Source organism: Streptococcus ruminantium (assembly GCF_003609975.1).
Classification (GTDB): domain Bacteria; phylum Bacillota; class Bacilli; order Lactobacillales; family Streptococcaceae; genus Streptococcus; species Streptococcus ruminantium.
Genome location: NZ_AP018400.1, coordinates 1,055,979 through 1,073,697, shown reverse-complemented (window position 1 = coordinate 1,073,697; position 17,719 = coordinate 1,055,979). Strand labels below are relative to the sequence as shown.

Sequence of the window (17,719 nt, the reverse complement as noted above, 5' to 3'; positions counted from 1 at the left end):
AGGAGGAAGTAGTATGAAAAAGAAGGAAACCTTCTCACTTAGAAAACATAAAATTGGGACTGTGTCTGTTCTTTTGGGTGCAGTTTTTTTGTTTGGAGGAGTCCAGTCCGTAGCCGCTAATGAAATTAATAATCCGGCGCCTACACAAGTAGAAACCACCCTTTCTGCTGAGACAAAGGAAAATGCCGAGCAGGAAAATCAGACAGTGAAAAAAAGGACTGACCTACCCATAGAAACAACTCCAGTCGAAACAATCACTGTTGAGAATGAAGCTGCGACATCAACTAGCGAAAGCAAACCAGTTGAGAGTGACATTTCTATCAGTCCCGAACAATCTACTACAATCGAGAAAACACGTGCTGCAAGTAAGAAAGAAAATGCTGAAGAAAAAGAGACCAAAACAGCATCTTTGATTGGCGTCTCTGAAGAAGCCAAACCACAAAATATTGACAGTAATACAATCGTCACCGTCCCTAAAGTTTGGGAAAATGGTTATAAGGGTGCAGGAACAGTCGTTGCGATTATTGATTCTGGTTTGGATATTGATCATGATACGATGCGTATCTCAGATACTTCAACTGCAAAATATAAAACAGCAGAAGAATTAGAAGCTGCTAAAAAAGCCGCAGGAATTACTTATGGTAAGTGGTTTAGTGATAAGGTTGTATTTGGTTATAATTATGTTGATGCCAATACTGTCTTGAAGGAAAAAGACCAGCGTTCTCATGGTATGCATGTAACAAGCATTGCAACGGGGAATCCGACTCAACCTGTAGCTGGACAGTTGATGTACGGTGTTGCTCCAGAAGCGCAGGTCATGTTCATGCGGGTCTTCTCTGATATTCAGTCTACAACCAGCGCAGCATTGTACGTAAAAGCGATTGAAGATGCAGTAAAATTGGGTGCAGATAGCATTAACCTCAGTTTGGGTGGAGCAAATGGTTCTGTTGTCAATATGAATGAAAATGTTACTGCTGCCATAGAAGCTGCTCGTCGTGCAGGGGTGTCAGTTGTAATTGCTGCCGGTAATGATGGAACATTTGGCTCAGGTCATTCCAATCCGTCAGCAGAAAATCCAGATTACGGTTTGGTAGGAGCACCTTCTACAGCTCGTAATGCAATTTCAGTTGCTTCTTACAACAATACGACCATTGGTAGCAAGGTTATCAATATTGTCGGACTTGAGGATAGGGCAGATTTGAACTATGGTAAGAGTACATTTGATAATCCAGATAAAAGTTCTGTGAAATTTGAATTGGGTAAAGAGTACGAGTATGTATTTGCAGGAATTGGTACAGAAAAAGATTTTAAAAATCTAGATGTAAAAGGTAAACTAGCTTTAATTAAACGCGGTTCTATTCCTTTCACTGAAAAAATTGCCAATGCAACTGCCGCAGGTGCAACGGGTGTTGTTGTCTTTAATAATCTTCCAGATGAGGCAAATGTAAGTATGGCATTGGATGACACAGCCATTGCCATCCCTTCAATATTTATCCCAATGAAATTTGGTGAGGCTTTGGCTGCCAATTCATACAAGATTGTATTTAATAACGAGACCGATATTCAGCCTAACCCTAAAGCCGGGCTTTTGTCCGACTTTTCAAGTTGGGGATTGTCAGCAGATGGTGAGTTGAAACCGGATTTGGCTGCTCCTGGTGGAGCTATCTATGCAGCAATCAACGACAATGACTATGCTAGCATGCAGGGAACCAGTATGGCCGCTCCCCATGTAGCTGCGGCAGCAGCCTTGGTAAAGCAATACATACAAGCTACTTATCCAACAAAAACACCTCAAGAAGTTGAAGCACTTATCAAGTACCTGTTAATGTCAACCGCGAAAGCACACATCAACAAAGAAACAAAAACTTATACTTCGCCACGTCAACAAGGTGCTGGTATTATAGACACCGCAGCGGCTATCTCTACAGGTTTATACCTGACTGGTGAAGATGGATATGGTAGCATTACTTTAGGCAATGTTGGAGATAGATTTAATTTCACTGTCACTCTTCATAATATCACCAATGAAGACAAGACACTGAATTACTCCACCCAATTAACCACCGATACAGTTGATGAAAAAGGACTGATCACCTTAGCACCACGTTTGTTAAAAGAAATTCCTGGTGGTAGTGTTACTGTCAAGGCAAATTCCTCCACAACTATTTCCGTTGAGGTAGATGCGACAAGTTTTGCAAAAGAGTTGACAAACTTGATGAAGAATGGCTACTATCTTGAAGGTTTTGTTCGATTCACTAATGTGGTTGATAGTGGGGAAATTGTCAGTATTCCTTATGTTGGCTTCCGTGGAGAATTTCAAAACTTATCTGTCGTAGAAGAGCCGATTTACAATCTTATTGCAGATGGAAAGGGTGGATTCTATTTTGAGCCGGTTGCAGAACAACCAGACACAGTTGATATTAGTCAACACTATACAGGTCTTGTTACCGGAAGTACAGAATTAGTCTACTCAACGGGTAAGCGAACAGAGTTTACCACCAAAACTTTAGGAACATTCAAAAATGAGTCAGGTCACTTTGTATTGCGGTTAGATCAAGAAGGAAAGCCTCATTTAGCTATCTCCCCTAATGGTGACCGTAATCAAGACTCGTTAGCTTTTAAAGGTGTGTTCTTACGAAACTATACTGATTTGGTAGCAAATGTTTATGCTGCAACTGATACAGAACGGACTACACCGCTTTGGTCAAGTGAGCCGCAAGGTGGTGATAAGAATTTTTATAGTAATGATAAAAAGAATCCAAAATCAACAATTATCTATCCAACTGAATGGAAGGGAACAGATAGTGCTGGGAATGCCCTTGCAGATGGCAAGTACCAATATGTTTTGACCTACTCTCCTGAAGTTCCAGGAGCTAAAGTACAAAGCATGGTTTTTGATGTCATCATTGATAGAAAAGCTCCAGTTATTACAACAGCAACCTATGATGAAACAACATTTACATTCAAACCACGGCCGGCAATTGAAAAAGGTGAATCAGGTATTTTCCGAGAGCAAGTCTTTTATCTTGTAGCAGATGGAAATGGTATGACAACAGTCCATTCATTGGAAAAAAATGGTGATGTGGTTGTTGCAGATAATAAGGTCTTTGTCCCACAAAATAAGGATGGTTCCTTTACTTTACCGCTCAATCTGGCTGATATTTCAAAATTCTACTATACTGTGGAAGATTATGCAGGTAATGTTAGTTATGAAAAGGTAGAGAATTTGATTAGCATAGGAAATGATAAAGGTTTGGTCACAGTAAGCATGCTGGATAAGGATACCGACAAACCTGTTCAAATTCCTTTTACTTATTCTGTAAGAGATGCAACTGGCAAGATAGTTGCTGAATTGCCACGCTATGCTGATAATAGTAGTATCCTAAAACTACCTTTCGGTACTTATACCTTTGAACTCTTTCTCCATGATACAGAACGGTCAGTCTTAGCTGGTGAGACTAAGTTTGTAGTTACAATCAATGAAGAAAATAGCACGGCAGAAGTGAATTTCTATGTCGTTTTGAAAGATAAGGCTAATCTACTTGTAGACATTGATAAACTACTACCTACTGGTTCAATGATTCAGCTAAAAACAAATGATGGACAGATGATCCTCTTGCCAAATGCGAAATATTCTAAGACAGACTATGGTAAATTTGTTCCGGTAGGTACCTATACTATTGTTTCTACTCTTCCAGATGGTTATGAATTCTTAGAGGAATTGGATGTAGCAGTCCTTGCCAATCAATCAAATATTAAAAAATTAACCTTGATTAACAAGGTTGCCTTAAAAGACTTGATTTCTGAGCTTTCAGAGATAGAAGCTACAGATACTTATTACAATGCAGCTATGAATCTTCAAGCAGCTTATGATAAGGCATTAGAAGAAGCCAATGCTGTACTTGCTAATAGACATCATCAAGCAGAAGTAGATAGAGTGTTAGCAAATCTGGTCGCTGCAAAGGAACAATTAAATGGTAAAGCCACTGATACTGGTTCTTTAATGGCGGAAGTAGCAGCTTATCCATCAATCCAGTCAAGCTTTATTTACTACAATGCTCAAACTACCAGACAGGTAGCTTATGATACAGCTATTCGTACTGTACAACTGATACTGAGCAAGGAAAAAGTAACTCAGACTGAAATTGATCAAGTACTAGCAGACTTATTAGCGACCAAGGCAGATTTGGATGGACAAAAGACAGACTTTACTGCACTTCGTAATGCTGTTTCTGTTTCATCTGTATTGAAAGCAACAGATGTTAAGTATCTCAATGCTTCAGACAATGTAAAACTTGCTTATGATCAAGCGCTTGAAACAGCGAAAACCATTCTGGCCGATGAACAAGCGAGTCAGGAGAGCGTAGATCAAGCACTTGCTAGTTTGACAAGTGCTCAAGCAAATCTTGATGGTATAGCAGTTCCATCAGGAAAAGAGCAACAGCAGGTCGATAGTGGACAACCGTTACCAGTGATTAAAGTATCAAATCTGGTCTATCATCCGATTAGTACAGAGACAGGGGACTCACAGTTAGCTCCTCCTATTACTCACCAGATAAATCCAACTAGTCTTGTCAACATCCCTCGAGCAAGCAAACTACCAAGTACAGGAGATTCTTCTAATACAGTTGTATTGGTCGGTCTGTTCATGCTGTTTGGCACTCTTATAGCTCCCCTTGATTTAAAACAAGATAAAGAAAGTCTAGGGGAATAATGAATTTGGAGCATCAGATTCGGGACAAACTGATTAAGCTTATTATAAAGCAGATGTTCAGGAAAGATTATTCCGGATAGCGTGAATAAAAACTCTATATAATATAAAAGGCTTAGAATCTTGTTCGTAAAACATTGATTTTAAGCCTTTTTGATAGTCTCTCTATTATTCTTGATTTTGAAAGTAACGCATGGTTTGCTGAATTTCTTTGGAGATGTCGGTCGGCTTGACAATGTATTGCTGTTCGGCCAACTGATCTGCGATATAAGAATGTAGATAGGTAGCCACAAGGACTCTCTCATAGAGCTGAGCATGTGGGAATTGAACCGCAAAACCTGCAATCATACCAGCTAAGGTATCTCCCATCCCTCCCATAGCCTGATAAGGACCACCGACCATTATGGGAGTGGAACGCTCTGGCTGAGTTTGGAGAACTTGTGTAGCAGAGCCTTTAGAAACCAAGATTGTATAATCTTGGAAAGTTTTTAGAGCCTGCAAGTTTTTTTCGGAATTTTGCTCAGTCACAGGGATGGTAGATAGTCGTTCCCATTCCTTCTGATGAGGCGTAAGGATGACTTGTTTGCAAGGAAAGTCTTTTCTATGTTTTCTTGCAATTAAGGTCAATGCAGAACCATCAAGGATCAAAGTTTGCCACTCGGTAAGTTGTTCTAATACAAAATCTAATAACTGTTCCGCTCTGCTATTATCTCCTAACCCCGGACCAATCAACACTAAATCACTATTGGTCAAGATCTCAGTGAATAAGGCGGTATCTTCTATTGGAAAAGCCATAGCTTCAGGAAGATGACTGTGTAGAGCAGAGATATTATCGCCTTCGGTAGCAACAGTCACTAAACCAGCTCCGCTATTGACTGTAGAAAGGGCGGCCATGATAATAGCTCCTCCATAGGGATAGAGACCACCAACAAGCAAGACACGCCCAAAACTGCCCTTATGACTATCACGTGGCCTAGCTTGGATGACATGCTGACAAAGTTGTTGCAGATTCATAACACTCATCACCTCGATCGTTTTCTTATATTGTATCATGTATTGCGTACTTGATATGCAGAAAATAAAGTGGCGCAAGTCTTGTCAATTACTGAGCTTTATTGTCTTTTCTCCATATACAAAATTACCCCTGTAGCTGGAATCTCATCTGAGAAAAATGAGTTCTTTCATGGTATAATGTGTATATGGTATTATCAAATAAACGCGCACGCAAAGTTATTGAAGAAATTATTGCTCTTTATCCTGATGCTAAACCCAGCTTAGATTTTCGCAATCATTTTGAACTTTTAGTAGCTGTTCTTCTATCTGCTCAAACGACAGATGCAGCAGTTAATAAGGCGACTCCTGGCTTGTTTGCGGCTTTTCCAACTCCAGAGGCAATGGCAACAGCAGAAACAAAGGAGATCGAGCCCTATATTTCTCGTTTGGGTCTTTATCGCAATAAAGCTAAGTTTTTAAAGGAATGTGCCCAGCAACTACTAGACCGACATGATGGAATCGTTCCGCAGACACGTGAGGAATTGGAAGCTCTAGCAGGAGTGGGTCGCAAAACTGCTAATGTCGTCATGAGTGTTGGTTTTGGTATTCCTGCCTTCGCCGTAGATACTCATGTCGGACGTATTTGCAAACATCATGATATTGTGAAAAAATCTGCAACACCATTAGAGACAGAGAAGCGTGTGATGGAAGTTTTACCACCGGAGCTCTGGCTTCCGGCTCATCAAGCCATGATATATTTTGGACGTGAGGTCTGTCATCCTAAAAATCCTGAGTGTGAAAAGTTCCCACAGTTATATGATTTTGACTAAAAGTATCTAGATAAAAAAGATGTATGGAGACACACCATAGATCTTTTTTATCTATTACGAGGAACATAGAGGTTAAAGTTGATCCACAACAATTACTTCATCAGTCATTTCCCAAATTGTGGGGTTATGAGTTGCGATAATGATCGTCCTGTCTTCATTTTTCAGTGATAAGAGGATGGACATGATGACCTTAGCTGTTTCAGGGTCAATGGAGGCCGTCGGTTCGTCTGCCAAAATGAAAGGTGGATTTTTCAAAATCAGTTTTGCCAGTGCCACACGCTGGGCTTCGCCACCAGACAGCTCGAATATACGCTTATCAAGAGTAAGATAATGCAATCCAACACGTTCGAGGGCTTCTAGCTCAAGCTTTTTTCGTTTCTCTTTGCTCATTTTTTGCTTAATCAAACCTAGCTTTAAATTCTCATCAATCGACTGGCTCTCTAGCAAACCAAAATTTTGAAAAAGATAGCCAAGTTCATCGCGAAAAAACTCACTAGACTTATATTTTCTCAGCTCCTTTTCACGGAAAAAGATATTCCCATCGTAAGTCTCTAGTTTTGCCATCATGTTCATCAGGGTTGTTTTCCCACTACCGCTTGAACCAATCAGTGCGTACACCTTCCCTGGCTCAAACGTCATTGTCAAATCAGAAAAGAGAACACGATCTCCAAATTGTTTACTGACGCTTTCCAATCGAATCATCTCACATCAAGCTCCTTTCAAAATAATCATAGACATCCTATTTTCGTGTCTCATTTGCCGATACAGAAGTAGGATAGAATTTATAACAAAGAGGGTAGCTACCAACAGACAAACAGCAAAGTTAGTCGTTAGCAAAAGACTGACTATCAAACCTAGTAGCAATACACTTAATTGCGCTAATAAATAATTTTTATGAAGTCCAAAGAAGTTGAGGCCACCTATCCGTTTAATAAATATGTCACGTCTAAATTCTTCAAAATAGAGAAGGTTCATCGTGTTAAACATCAGGATAGAGGTTGCTATTCCCAAAATACCGCCAGCAATTGTAAACCAAACTTCTCTTTTAAGGTTATCCAGTAGTGTTTTATAAATATGGTAGCCTGATTTTAGTTCGTTCACCCAAGTTTCAAATCCTGCTTGTTTGATCAGTGCCTGTGCTGTTTCGAGATTGTTGAACAGAAAATAATCCTGCAAAGCGTTGTTCCAAAAGTTGATAGCATCCGGTCCAGTTGATGTTGGAGTAGTCACAATGATGATCGGATCTGTCAGAAATTGTTGATAGGAAATAGGTGTTGTGTTATAGACAAAGCGTTTCTGCCCAGTTGGTAAATAATCCACTGTAGCTGTCATGTTTAGGGACTTTGTGGACATCAGATTTGTCATGGACTCTTCAAATGTTGCCCGATAGCGGGACTCCTCAGACCGGAGTTGCTCAGGTAGGAGGAGGACAAATTCCCCCAGAGCTAGGTTGTTGACTTTGTTACTAGTAGCTGGGGAGAGCTTGATATTTTCCTGTCGGATATATTGGGGAGTTACAATCAAGACATTACCTTGAGGGCTATAGTCCTGCCAGACAGTGGAGGTTGTTAGCACCTTTGAGTTAGGACCACTTCCTCGATCACGATCAACAAGATGATGGCGTACCAGCATCGCCTTGTCTTCGGCTACGGCCTGCTTCATAAACTCTAACCATTTGATTTGTTTTGGTCTAGCTTGATCTAGACTACCTACATCTATGGCTTCACGACTCGCGGAAAGGGTAATATAGTTTTTAGCTTTTTGCCAAGCGACTTGTCCTTGTTCTTGCTGTTTCCAAGCGGCGGTGTAAGTTAGTGTTTGTGACATACTAAAGGAGACGATAATCACTGCTAATAACTGACCGATGAGGATTAGACTGATCATTCCTCTAACAGGGATTTTTCCCTTGATAACGCTCATCAGATGGACTTTCTTAATCCCTGTAGCAAATAAAACTGCAAAGAACAAAGCAATGCCCAACAGTAAAAGATTGTAGACCAATAGTCCAGTGCTAGCGGTATAGATGGATAGGCTAGGGAGGGAAAAGATGTGCCTGAGAATGTAGAAGGCAAGAGTCGCTAGGGCAAATCCTCCCACAGCATTAAACAGATCAGAGCGGAGTGGACTAAGAAAAATTTTCCAGCGATTCTCACCTGAAATCAGCCGTATTCCCGCTGACCGAAGCGCCTTAATCTGAGTGATGAGACAGAGAGAGCCAAAGGTCAAGAAGAATATTATTATACTGAGCAGTTGAAAACCGTTGGTAAAGATTCTAGCCAGATTGCTAAGCGGTGTAGGTTGAATAATCCATAGATTCGTCATACCTATCTGGCTCAAAGTGTTTCTGAGTTTCTGTGTAGTGACTGATCCTTTTAGAATAAAATAGTTGGCTTCCACTCCGACAGTCGAGGGATCTTGAATCTCCTTTTTCTTCAAGTCTTCAGGCAACTCGCCATTGCCAAAGGGGGTATAGGAAAATCTTGTTTTTCCATCTTCTCCTGGTTCCTGGTGCTGTATGGCGATTAAGCTGTCTGTTCGATGAGCTAGATCGGTCAAGGCAGTCTTTACATGAGAATAGTTGACCTGTGCATCTGCCTCGCTAACAACAACAGACGGATAGTGGTAGGAGACGAAAGTGTCAGACCATATCGAAAATACCCATACAAAAAAGATAGAAAGCACTAAGTTTGAAAATAGTACAAAGACACGTTTCATAACATACTCCTTATCTATAATTCTTTTTCTCTAAAATAATATAAATCAATGGAATAATGAGTTAGCTGATACGATATTACTCATGTTTTTATGTATTTATTATAAATATTTTTGAAAGCGTTGTCAAGTTGTGAGGTTCTACTTGATTAGTCTTTTTGTATGATTCTAATCTTATTTTAAAAACAAAAAATTCTGTTTTTTTAAATTTTTTATCTTAAATTATAAAAAATATGGCGAAAATCCAGAACGTTCTAGGAATTTTTTGGGAAAAAACACTTAATTCGTGAATGATACGAATGTTAAAGATAATAATCATCCAAAAGAACGAAAAGAGACGAATGAAAATCTTGTAAAAATATATAGAATTGACAAAAACCAAACAATGTTTTATAATAAATGATATAAAATCGTTTAAAAACGAAAATTATTCTGTTGCCGCAGAAAAATATACGAAAATAGAGGTAAAATCATGTTCAACGAGACTCCGGTATTTGACTACGAAGATATTCAGCTTATTCCCAATAAGTGTATTATCAATAGCCGCTCTGAAGCGGATACGACGACTACTTTGGGTAAATACACTTTTAAGTTACCAGTTGTTCCAGCTAACATGCAGACTATTATTGATGAAGATGTAGCAGAAATGCTGGCTAAAGAAGGGTATTTCTACATCATGCACCGTTTCGATGAAGCAGGACGGATACCATTTATCAAGCGTATGCATGAGCAAGGATTGATTGCCTCTATCTCAGTGGGTGTAAAAGATTACGAGTACGACTTTGTGACTAGCTTGAAGGCAGATGCGCCTGAGTTTATTACGATTGATATTGCTCATGGGCATGCAGAAAGTGTGATCAGGATGATTCAGCATATCAAGAGAGAATTACCAGAAACCTTTGTGATTGCAGGTAATGTTGGCACCCCTGAAGCAGTTCGTGAGTTAGAAAATGCTGGTGCAGATGCGACCAAGGTTGGTATTGGCCCAGGTAAAGTCTGCATTACTAAGGTTAAGACAGGCTTTGGTACGGGTGGCTGGCAGCTAGCGGCTCTTCGTTGGTGTTCAAAAGCTGCTCGTAAGCCGATTATTGCAGATGGCGGTATTCGCACTCACGGTGATATTGCCAAATCTATCCGTTTTGGTGCTAGTATGGTAATGATTGGATCGCTCTTTGCAGGTCACATTGAAAGTCCAGGGAAAACAGTAGAAGTAGACGGTGAACAATTCAAAGAATACTACGGTTCTGCATCAGAATATCAAAAAGGTGCCTACAAAAACGTAGAAGGTAAGAAAATTTTACTTCCAGCCAAAGGGCATCTGAAAGATACTTTGATAGAAATGGAGCAGGATTTACAGTCCTCTATTTCCTATGCTGGTGGTCGTGATATTACCAGCCTCAAGCATGTAGATTATGTTATCGTTAAAAATTCCATCTGGAATGGTGATTCGATTTAAGGATGAGAAGGGGCTTGCAAGCAGGGCCTTTTCTTTTTGTAGTATTTGCAGAATAAGGGCAATCTTGTTACAATAAATTGTATTAAAATAGAAAAGGATGAGCTATGTATCCAACTAAGACCAATACAGAGAAACTCTGGCTCTTTATTAAGATATTTTTACCAATTTTGATCTATCAATTCGCCAACTATTCTGCCTCATTTATTGACACCATGATGACAGGGCGGTATAATACCATGGATTTAGCAGGTGTTTCAATGGCGACCAGTCTTTGGAATCCTTTTTTCTCTTTTTTGACAGGAATTGTTTCAGCAATGGTTCCCATTATTGGACAGTACTTGGGACGTGGTGAGCGTTTTAGGATTCGTGAGGAGTTTCACCAGTTTGTCTATTTAGCGTTGGGATTAACAGGTATCCTTCTAGTCGTGATTTTATTTGTAGCGATTCCAGTTTTAGCACGTTTCAACTTGGATGCCAGTGTCTTCCAAGTTGGTAAACACTATCTTCTCTACATTTCATTCGGCATCCTCCCTCTCTTGTTGTTCAGCGTTTGTCGTTCCTTCTTTGACGCTTTAGGCTTGACTCGTCTATCCATGTACCTCATGCTGCTTCTTGTTCCTTTTAATAGCTTTTTTAATTATTTATTGATTTATGGGAAAATGGGCCTACCAGCTCTTGGAGGAGCAGGAGCGGGACTAGGGACTGCTTTGGCTTACTGGGCAACTCTAGTAGTTATTATCTGTGTTATGTTCAAAAATAAGACCATCTCATCCTATAGTGTTTGGAAATGGAGTCCAATCAATCTTTCTTTATTGAAGGAAGGCTTGAAAGTAGGAGTCCCGATTGGTTTGCAAGTGTTTGCAGAAGTGGCAATTTTTGCAGTAGTTGGTCTTTATATGGCAAAATTTTCTGCACAGATTATTGCTGCGCACCAGTCAGCCATGAATTTTGCTACTTTACTTTATGCATTCCCTTCATCTGTTTCTTCGACCTTGGCTATTGTGATTGCTTATGAAGTAGGAGCAGAACGCATCAAGGATGTAAAAGCTTATAGCCATTTAGGGAGACTTGTTGCCTTAGGCTTTGCTGGTTTAACACTTACATTTTTATATTTTTTCCGTTCAAAAGTTGCCTTTCTTTACGGAAATAATATAGAATTTATTAAACTGACATCACAATTTTTGACATTTGCACTCTTATTCCAGTTGGCTGATGCTTATACCGCACCAATTCAGGGAATTCTACGTGGTTACAAAGATACGACAGTACCCTTTCTCCTTGGTTTGATTGCCTACTGGTCTATGACCTTCCCCGTCGCTTTTTTCTTAGAGAAATGCTTCAAAATGGGACCAGAGGCCTACTGGATTGGTTTGATTGCAGGAATTTTTGTCTGTGGTGTTGCTCTTAATCTCCGTTTGAAAAAACTATCATCCCTTATTCCGCCTCACCATGGTGCTTAAAGAGCTAGAGATTGTGGTTACCTTTTCCGTACTTGAGAAATCGTCTGGCTCGTGATAGAATAAGGAGATAGAAATACTAATGGAGAGATCATGAATTATTTTAATGTAGGAAAAATTGTCAATACCCAAGGTCTTCAAGGAGAGATGCGTGTACTTTCTGTGACAGATTTTGCGGAAGAACGTTTTAAAAAAGGGGCTAAGTTGGCCTTATTTAACGATAAGGAACAATTCGTTATGGAAGTAGAGATTGCTAGTCATCGTAAGGCAAAAAACTTTGATATTATCAAATTCAAAGGTATGTACCATATCAATGATATTGAGAAATACAAGGGCTTCAGTCTGAAAATTGCAGAGAAAGACTTGGCTGATTTGGATGAGGGTGAGTTTTACTATCATGAAATTATCGGTTTGGATGTTTATGAAAATGATCAACGAATCGGCCAAATCAAAGAAATTCTCCAGCCGGGTGCCAATGATGTCTGGGTTGTCAAGCGTAAAGGGAAAAAGGACTTGCTCCTACCCTATATCCCGCCAGTTGTTCTAAATATTGACATTGCTAATCATCGTGTTGATGTGGAATTGCTTGAAGGACTAGATGATGAAAATTGATATTTTGACCCTCTTTCCAGAAATGTTTGCCCCATTGGAGCATTCGATTGTCGGTAAGGCACGTGACAAGGGCTTGCTAGAAATTTCTTACCATAATTTTCGTGAGAAAGCTGAGAAAGCTCGTCATGTCGATGATGAGCCTTACGGTGGTGGTCAGGGGATGCTACTGCGTGCTCAGCCCATTTTTGACACCATGGATAGTATTGAGCAGACCAATCCCCGAGTCATTTTGTTGGATCCTGCCGGACGGACCTTTAATCAAGCCTATGCAGAAGAATTGGCTCAGGAGGAGCAGTTGATTTTCATCTGCGGTCATTATGAGGGATACGACGAACGCATCAAAACTTTAGTAACAGATGAAATATCACTTGGAGATTATGTTCTGACAGGTGGTGAGCTGGCAGCCATGACGATGATTGATGCGACTGTTCGGTTGATTCCAGAGGTGATTGGTAAGGAGAGCAGCCATACGGATGATAGTTTCTCATCAGGTCTTTTGGAATATCCGCAATATACTCGCCCTTATGAATATCGTGGGATGGTAGTGCCGGATGTTCTGATGAGTGGCCATCATGAAAATATTCGCAAGTGGCGCTTAGAAGAAAGTCTTCGAAAGACCTACCACCGTCGTCCAGATTTGTTAGAAAGTTATCCATTTACAGCCGAAGAAGCGGCTATTTTGCAAAAAATCAAAACAGAGAGCACAGTTGACTAGACTGTGTTTTTATTTGTTCCGGAGAAATGTGGAGATGATTTTATGAGCCCTTTTGATCCAAAATGAAGTTTTTTGATTGTTTTTGATAGAAAATGATTGACAAGGTTTGAGTTTCGTGTATAATAGATTTTGTAAACGATTGCAGGAGGTGTTGGACATACTCAAATCAGAACGAAAACAAGCGATATTGGAGCGTATACAGACACAACAATTCGTCCGTTTAGAAGAGTTGGTCGAGATTCTTAAGACCTCTGAGTCCACGGTCCGTAGAGATTTGGATGAATTAGAAAACGAAGGAAAGCTTCGTCGCATACATGGTGGAGCTCAAGCACCAGCAAACTTGCAGCTTGAAGAGTCTATTCTTGAAAAATCTGTCAAAAACGTTCAGGAAAAACGAGAGATTGCTGAAAGAGCAGCAAAACAAATTGCAGATGGAGATGTGATTTTTTTAGACGCAGGAACAACTACCGGTGTATTGATTGACTATCTCCAACAAGAAAATCTAACAGTCGTGACAAACTCTGTCCACCACGCAGTCAAGCTAGTTGATCGCAAGATAAAAACCATTATCATTGGTGGATTTGTCAAACAGTCAACAGACGCTTCTATCGGTGCAGTAGCATTAGAACAGATTCGGCAACTTAACTTTGACAAAGCATTTTTGGGAATGAATGGTATTGATAAACATTACCTGACTACTCCAGACATTGAAGAAGCGACCATTAAGCGTACTGTTTTAGAAAATGCAAAAGAAAGCTATATTCTAGCGGATGCTTCAAAGATTGGTCAATTTTCCTTTGTAAAAGTTGCAGCTATCGAAAAAGCCAATATTATCTGTCAATCTTCGGAAAGCAGTTTGTTGGACATTATAAAAGAGAAAACGAGGGTTATTGAGGTATGATTTATACAGTTACGCTCAATCCAGCTATTGACTACATCGTTCGTTTGGACCATGTCGAGACGGGGAGCGTCAATCGGATGGAAAGCGATGATAAGTATACCGGCGGTAAGGGAATCAATGTTAGCCGCATTTTGAAGCGTTTAGGCTATCCAAATACAGCAACTGGTTTCCTCGGTGGATTTACCGGCCAATTTATCAAGGATGGATTGGTTGCAGAAGGTATTGATACGGATTTTGTACAGGTTGATCAAGATACACGCATTAACGTAAAAATAAAAGCAGATCAGGAAACAGAAATCAATGGTCTGGGACCAATTGTCACTGAATTGCAATTAGCAGAGCTCGAGATGATTTTTGCAGGATTAACAAAAGAAGATACCGTTGTCTTTGCAGGATCTGCACCAGCCAATCTAGGGAATGAAGTTTATAACAAATTGATTCCTGTAGCCAAGCAAACAGGTGCACAGGTTGTTTGTGATTTTGAAGGTCAAACTCTCTTAGACTCCTTGGCGTACCAGCCTTTGTTGGTCAAGCCGAATAATCATGAACTAGAAGCTATTTTTAATGTTGAGCTGAGTAGTATTGCAGATATTGAAAACTACGCTAAGAAAATTTTAGAGATGGGAGCTCAAAATGTCATTATTTCTATGGCAGGAGACGGTGCTCTTTTGGTCACTCCAGATGCAACCTACTTTGCTAGTCCAATCAAAGGAATCGTAAAAAATTCTGTTGGAGCCGGTGATTCTATGGTGGCAGGATTTACAGGGGAATACGTTCGCTCGCAAGATCCAATTGAAGCCCTCAAGTGGGGGGTTGCATGTGGTACAGCAACTGCCTTTTCAGATGATTTGGCAAGCATTGCATTTATCAAGGAAACTTATGAAAAAGTTGAGGTAGAAAAACTATGAAAATTCAAGATGTTTTAAGAAAAGAAGTTATGCTTCTTGATTTGCAATCTACAGCAAAAGAAGCGGTCATTGATGAAATGATTACTAGTCTGGTTGATAGAGGGGTTGTGACAGATTTTGAGACTTTCAAAACAGGTATCTTAAATCGTGAAGCACAGACAACAACTGGTCTGGGAGATGGTATTGCAATGCCACATGCTAAGAATGCAGCCGTTAAGGAAGCAACCGTTCTCTTTGCTAAGTCAAACAAGGGTGTGGATTATGCCAGTCTTGATGGCCAACCAACTGATCTGTTCTTTATGATTGCCGCTCCAGAAGGAGCTAACGATACCCACTTAGCAGCTCTTGCAGAATTATCAAAATACTTGATGAAACCTGGTTTTGCTGATCAACTTCGCAAAGTTTCATCTCCAGAAGATGTTCTAGCAGTCTTTGATGCGGCAGAAGCAGAAGAAAAGGCTGAGAAGGTAGCTGTTGAACTAAATGCAAGTGGCGATCGTCCATTCATCGTAGCTGTAACTGCTTGTACAACGGGCATTGCTCATACCTATATGGCAGAGGAATCTCTTAAAAAGCAGGCGGCAGAAATGGGTGTGGATATTAAGGTTGAAACGAATGGAGCATCAGGTATCGGCAATAGATTAACTGCCGAGGATATTCGGAAAGCGGTCGGTGTTATCATCGCAGCAGATAAGGCGGTTGATATGCCCCGGTTCAATGGCAAACCAGTGCTATCTCGTCCAGTTGCGGCTGGTATCAAACAACCCGAAGAACTCATCAATCTTGTCTTAGGTGGAAATGTCTCAACCTATACAGCAAAAGAAGGGACAGAAACAATGGAATCAACAGAAAAACTTAGCCTTGGTAAAGCCTTCTATAAACATTTGATGAGCGGGGTATCTCAGATGTTGCCATTCGTAATTGGTGGCGGTATCTTGATTGCTTTGGCCTTTCTATTTGATAATCTACTTGGTGTCCCAAGTGATAGCCTAAGCAGCCTTGGGTCTTACAATGAAATTGCTGCCATGTTTATGAAGATTGGTAGTGCAGCATTCGGTTTCATGTTGCCACTTCTAGCTGGATATATTGCCTACTCAATCGCTGAGAAACCGGGGTTGGTAGCTGGTTTTGTAGCAGGATCTATAGCTAGCAGTGGTCTAGCATTCGGTAAGATTCCTTATGCAGCCGGTGGAGAAGCAACACTTGCTCTTGCTGGTGTGTCTTCTGGTTTCCTAGGCGCTCTAGTCGGTGGATTTATCGCTGGTGGTGTCATTCTTGGACTTCGTAATCTGTTACGTAACCTTCCAAAATCGTTGCAAGGTCTGAACGCAATTTTGCTTTTGCCACTTTTGGGAACAGCCATCACTGGTTTCTTGATGTTTTTCGTAAATATCCCAATGGCCGCTATCAATACAGGCATGAATAATTTTCTTGGTGGTCTTGAAGGTAGCTCGGCAATTCTACTCGGACTGGTTCTCGGCGGTATGATGGCAGTTGATATGGGAGGTCCAGTTAATAAGGCAGCTTATGTTTTTGGGACTGGTACACTTGCTGCGACTGTTTCTAATGGTGGATCTGTTGCGATGGCTGCGGTAATGGCAGGCGGTATGGTTCCTCCATTGGCAGTTTTCGTAGCAACCCTTCTTTACAAGAATAAATTTACTCAAGAAGAGCGTAACTCTGGTTTGACAAATATCGTTATGGGACTTTCATTCATTACAGAAGGAGCCATTCCATTCGGTGCTGCCGACCCTGCTCGTGCAATTCCAAGCTTTATCGCCGGTTCTGCGCTTGCTGGTGCCTTAGTTGGTCTGTCAGGTATTCAATTGATGGCTCCACACGGTGGTATTTTCGTTATCGCCCTTACTTCAAATCCCCTTCTCTACATTGCTTATGTAGTAATTGGTGCAGTTGTTTCAGGTATCCTTTATGGAGCACTTCGTCAATCTAAGTAATCACTGAAAAACCTTGCGGCTAGCAAGGTTTTTTCGCAATTCTCAAGCGAATTATGATATAATGTGGGTACTATTGTTATTAGGAGAAATTGAAATGGAAATCATTCGCGATAAAGAATTTGTTAACCAGTATCATTTTGACGCTCGAAACCATGCATGGGAGAAAGAAAACGGTGTACCAGAAACGAAATTGAAAGTTGACTTTCAATTGATTGAGCAAAATCGTTCCGAAAATAGAACATCTATGGTGACCATTTTACGCTTCATGATTGTATTGGAACATTTTGTTATTTCTGGTGCCATGAGTCAAGCAGTTCACTTACCTCATCGCTTGGTAGAAGAACCAACGGAGTTTACTGACGAAGACAAGCGCATTTTGGTCGAGCCACTTTTGGATATATTGAAGCGAATGACGTATGACGTTACAGAAATTGCATTTGATGCCCCGGGAGTAAATTTGGAGTTTTAG

At 40.4% G+C, this 17,719-nt stretch carries 13 protein-coding genes; 10 read left to right on the top strand and 3 right to left on the bottom strand.

What is annotated here, in order from left to right:
* The first annotated feature begins 13 nt into the window (after positions 1 to 13).
* Positions 14 to 4,714: a S8 family serine peptidase gene (locus SR187_RS05200; RefSeq protein ID WP_120171733.1), complete on the top strand. Its 4,701-nt coding sequence runs from the start codon at positions 14 to 16 to the stop codon at positions 4,712 to 4,714.
* A gap of 165 nt (positions 4,715 to 4,879) precedes the next feature.
* Here SR187_RS05200 and SR187_RS05195 read toward each other — a convergent pair whose 3' ends face one another.
* Positions 4,880 to 5,725: an NAD(P)H-hydrate dehydratase gene (locus tag SR187_RS05195; protein ID WP_024532009.1), complete on the bottom strand. Its 846-nt coding sequence runs from the start codon at positions 5,723 to 5,725 to the stop codon at positions 4,880 to 4,882.
* Between the two features lie 185 nt (positions 5,726 to 5,910).
* On the opposite strand from SR187_RS05195, the gene nth reads away from it, so the two are divergent.
* Positions 5,911 to 6,534, top strand: coding sequence for an endonuclease III (gene nth / locus SR187_RS05190; protein ID WP_120171732.1), 624 nt, complete (start codon positions 5,911 to 5,913; stop codon positions 6,532 to 6,534).
* Between the two features lie 72 nt (positions 6,535 to 6,606).
* Here the strand turns inward: nth and SR187_RS05185 are convergent, their stop codons facing one another.
* Positions 6,607 to 7,236: a putative bacteriocin export ABC transporter gene (locus SR187_RS05185; protein ID WP_024532011.1), complete on the bottom strand. Its 630-nt coding sequence runs from the start codon at positions 7,234 to 7,236 to the stop codon at positions 6,607 to 6,609.
* Positions 7,237 to 7,242: 6 nt separating this feature from the next.
* The gene (locus tag SR187_RS05180) at positions 7,243 to 9,249 is read right to left on the bottom strand and encodes a DUF1430 domain-containing protein (RefSeq protein WP_120171731.1); all 2,007 of its coding nucleotides are present in this window, start codon (positions 9,247 to 9,249) and stop codon (positions 7,243 to 7,245) included.
* A gap of 469 nt (positions 9,250 to 9,718) precedes the next feature.
* On the opposite strand from SR187_RS05180, the gene guaC reads away from it, so the two are divergent.
* The 8 genes from guaC (at position 9,719) to SR187_RS05140 (ending at position 17,719) form a co-directional block, all read left to right on the top strand.
* Positions 9,719 to 10,702: a GMP reductase gene (gene guaC, locus SR187_RS05175; protein WP_120171730.1), complete on the top strand. Its 984-nt coding sequence runs from the start codon at positions 9,719 to 9,721 to the stop codon at positions 10,700 to 10,702.
* A gap of 104 nt (positions 10,703 to 10,806) precedes the next feature.
* A complete protein-coding gene (locus SR187_RS05170) occupies positions 10,807 to 12,162 on the top strand; it encodes an MATE family efflux transporter (RefSeq protein WP_120171729.1) in 1,356 nt (451 codons plus the stop codon).
* 90 nt (positions 12,163 to 12,252) lie between these two features.
* Complete coding sequence (gene rimM, locus SR187_RS05165) at positions 12,253 to 12,771, top strand: ribosome maturation factor RimM (protein WP_120171728.1); 519 nt, start codon at positions 12,253 to 12,255, stop codon at positions 12,769 to 12,771.
* Entirely contained in the window at positions 12,761 to 13,486 is a 726-nt protein-coding gene (trmD, locus tag SR187_RS05160) for a tRNA (guanosine(37)-N1)-methyltransferase TrmD (RefSeq protein WP_120171727.1), read from the top strand. The genes rimM and trmD overlap by 11 nt, the downstream gene beginning before the upstream one ends.
* 151 nt (positions 13,487 to 13,637) lie before the next feature.
* Complete coding sequence (locus SR187_RS05155; RefSeq protein WP_024532017.1) at positions 13,638 to 14,387, top strand: DeoR/GlpR family DNA-binding transcription regulator; 750 nt, start codon at positions 13,638 to 13,640, stop codon at positions 14,385 to 14,387.
* Entirely contained in the window at positions 14,384 to 15,295 is a 912-nt protein-coding gene (gene pfkB / locus SR187_RS05150) for a 1-phosphofructokinase (RefSeq protein WP_120171726.1), read from the top strand. The genes SR187_RS05155 and pfkB overlap by 4 nt, the downstream gene beginning before the upstream one ends.
* Positions 15,292 to 17,250 carry a PTS fructose transporter subunit IIABC gene (locus SR187_RS05145; RefSeq protein WP_120171725.1) on the top strand — a complete coding sequence of 653 codons (1,959 nt, stop codon included), beginning with the start codon at positions 15,292 to 15,294 and terminating at the stop codon, positions 17,248 to 17,250. The genes pfkB and SR187_RS05145 overlap by 4 nt, the downstream gene beginning before the upstream one ends.
* Before the next feature lie 94 nt (positions 17,251 to 17,344).
* Positions 17,345 to 17,719, top strand: a complete 375-nt coding sequence (locus SR187_RS05140) for a DUF1149 family protein (protein WP_024532020.1) — start codon at positions 17,345 to 17,347, stop codon at positions 17,717 to 17,719.

Excerpts from the sequence above, each read along its gene's own strand:
- SR187_RS05195 (WP_024532009.1), bottom strand. The coding sequence starts at position 5,725 with ATGAATCTGCAACAACTTTGTCAGCATGTCATCCAAGCTAGGCCACGT.
- SR187_RS05200 (WP_120171733.1), top strand. The coding sequence starts at position 14 with ATGAAAAAGAAGGAAACCTTCTCACTTAGAAAACATAAAATTGGGACT.
- SR187_RS05185 (WP_024532011.1), bottom strand. The coding sequence starts at position 7,236 with ATGATTCGATTGGAAAGCGTCAGTAAACAATTTGGAGATCGTGTTCTC.
- pfkB (WP_120171726.1), top strand. The coding sequence starts at position 14,384 with ATGATTTATACAGTTACGCTCAATCCAGCTATTGACTACATCGTTCGT.
- SR187_RS05145 (WP_120171725.1), top strand. The coding sequence starts at position 15,292 with ATGAAAATTCAAGATGTTTTAAGAAAAGAAGTTATGCTTCTTGATTTG.
- SR187_RS05180 (WP_120171731.1), bottom strand. The coding sequence starts at position 9,249 with ATGAAACGTGTCTTTGTACTATTTTCAAACTTAGTGCTTTCTATCTTT.
- nth (WP_120171732.1), top strand. The coding sequence starts at position 5,911 with ATGGTATTATCAAATAAACGCGCACGCAAAGTTATTGAAGAAATTATT.
- SR187_RS05170 (WP_120171729.1), top strand. The coding sequence starts at position 10,807 with ATGTATCCAACTAAGACCAATACAGAGAAACTCTGGCTCTTTATTAAG.
- SR187_RS05140 (WP_024532020.1), top strand. The coding sequence starts at position 17,345 with ATGGAAATCATTCGCGATAAAGAATTTGTTAACCAGTATCATTTTGAC.
- rimM (WP_120171728.1), top strand. The coding sequence starts at position 12,253 with ATGAATTATTTTAATGTAGGAAAAATTGTCAATACCCAAGGTCTTCAA.
- guaC (WP_120171730.1), top strand. The coding sequence starts at position 9,719 with ATGTTCAACGAGACTCCGGTATTTGACTACGAAGATATTCAGCTTATT.
- trmD (WP_120171727.1), top strand. The coding sequence starts at position 12,761 with ATGAAAATTGATATTTTGACCCTCTTTCCAGAAATGTTTGCCCCATTG.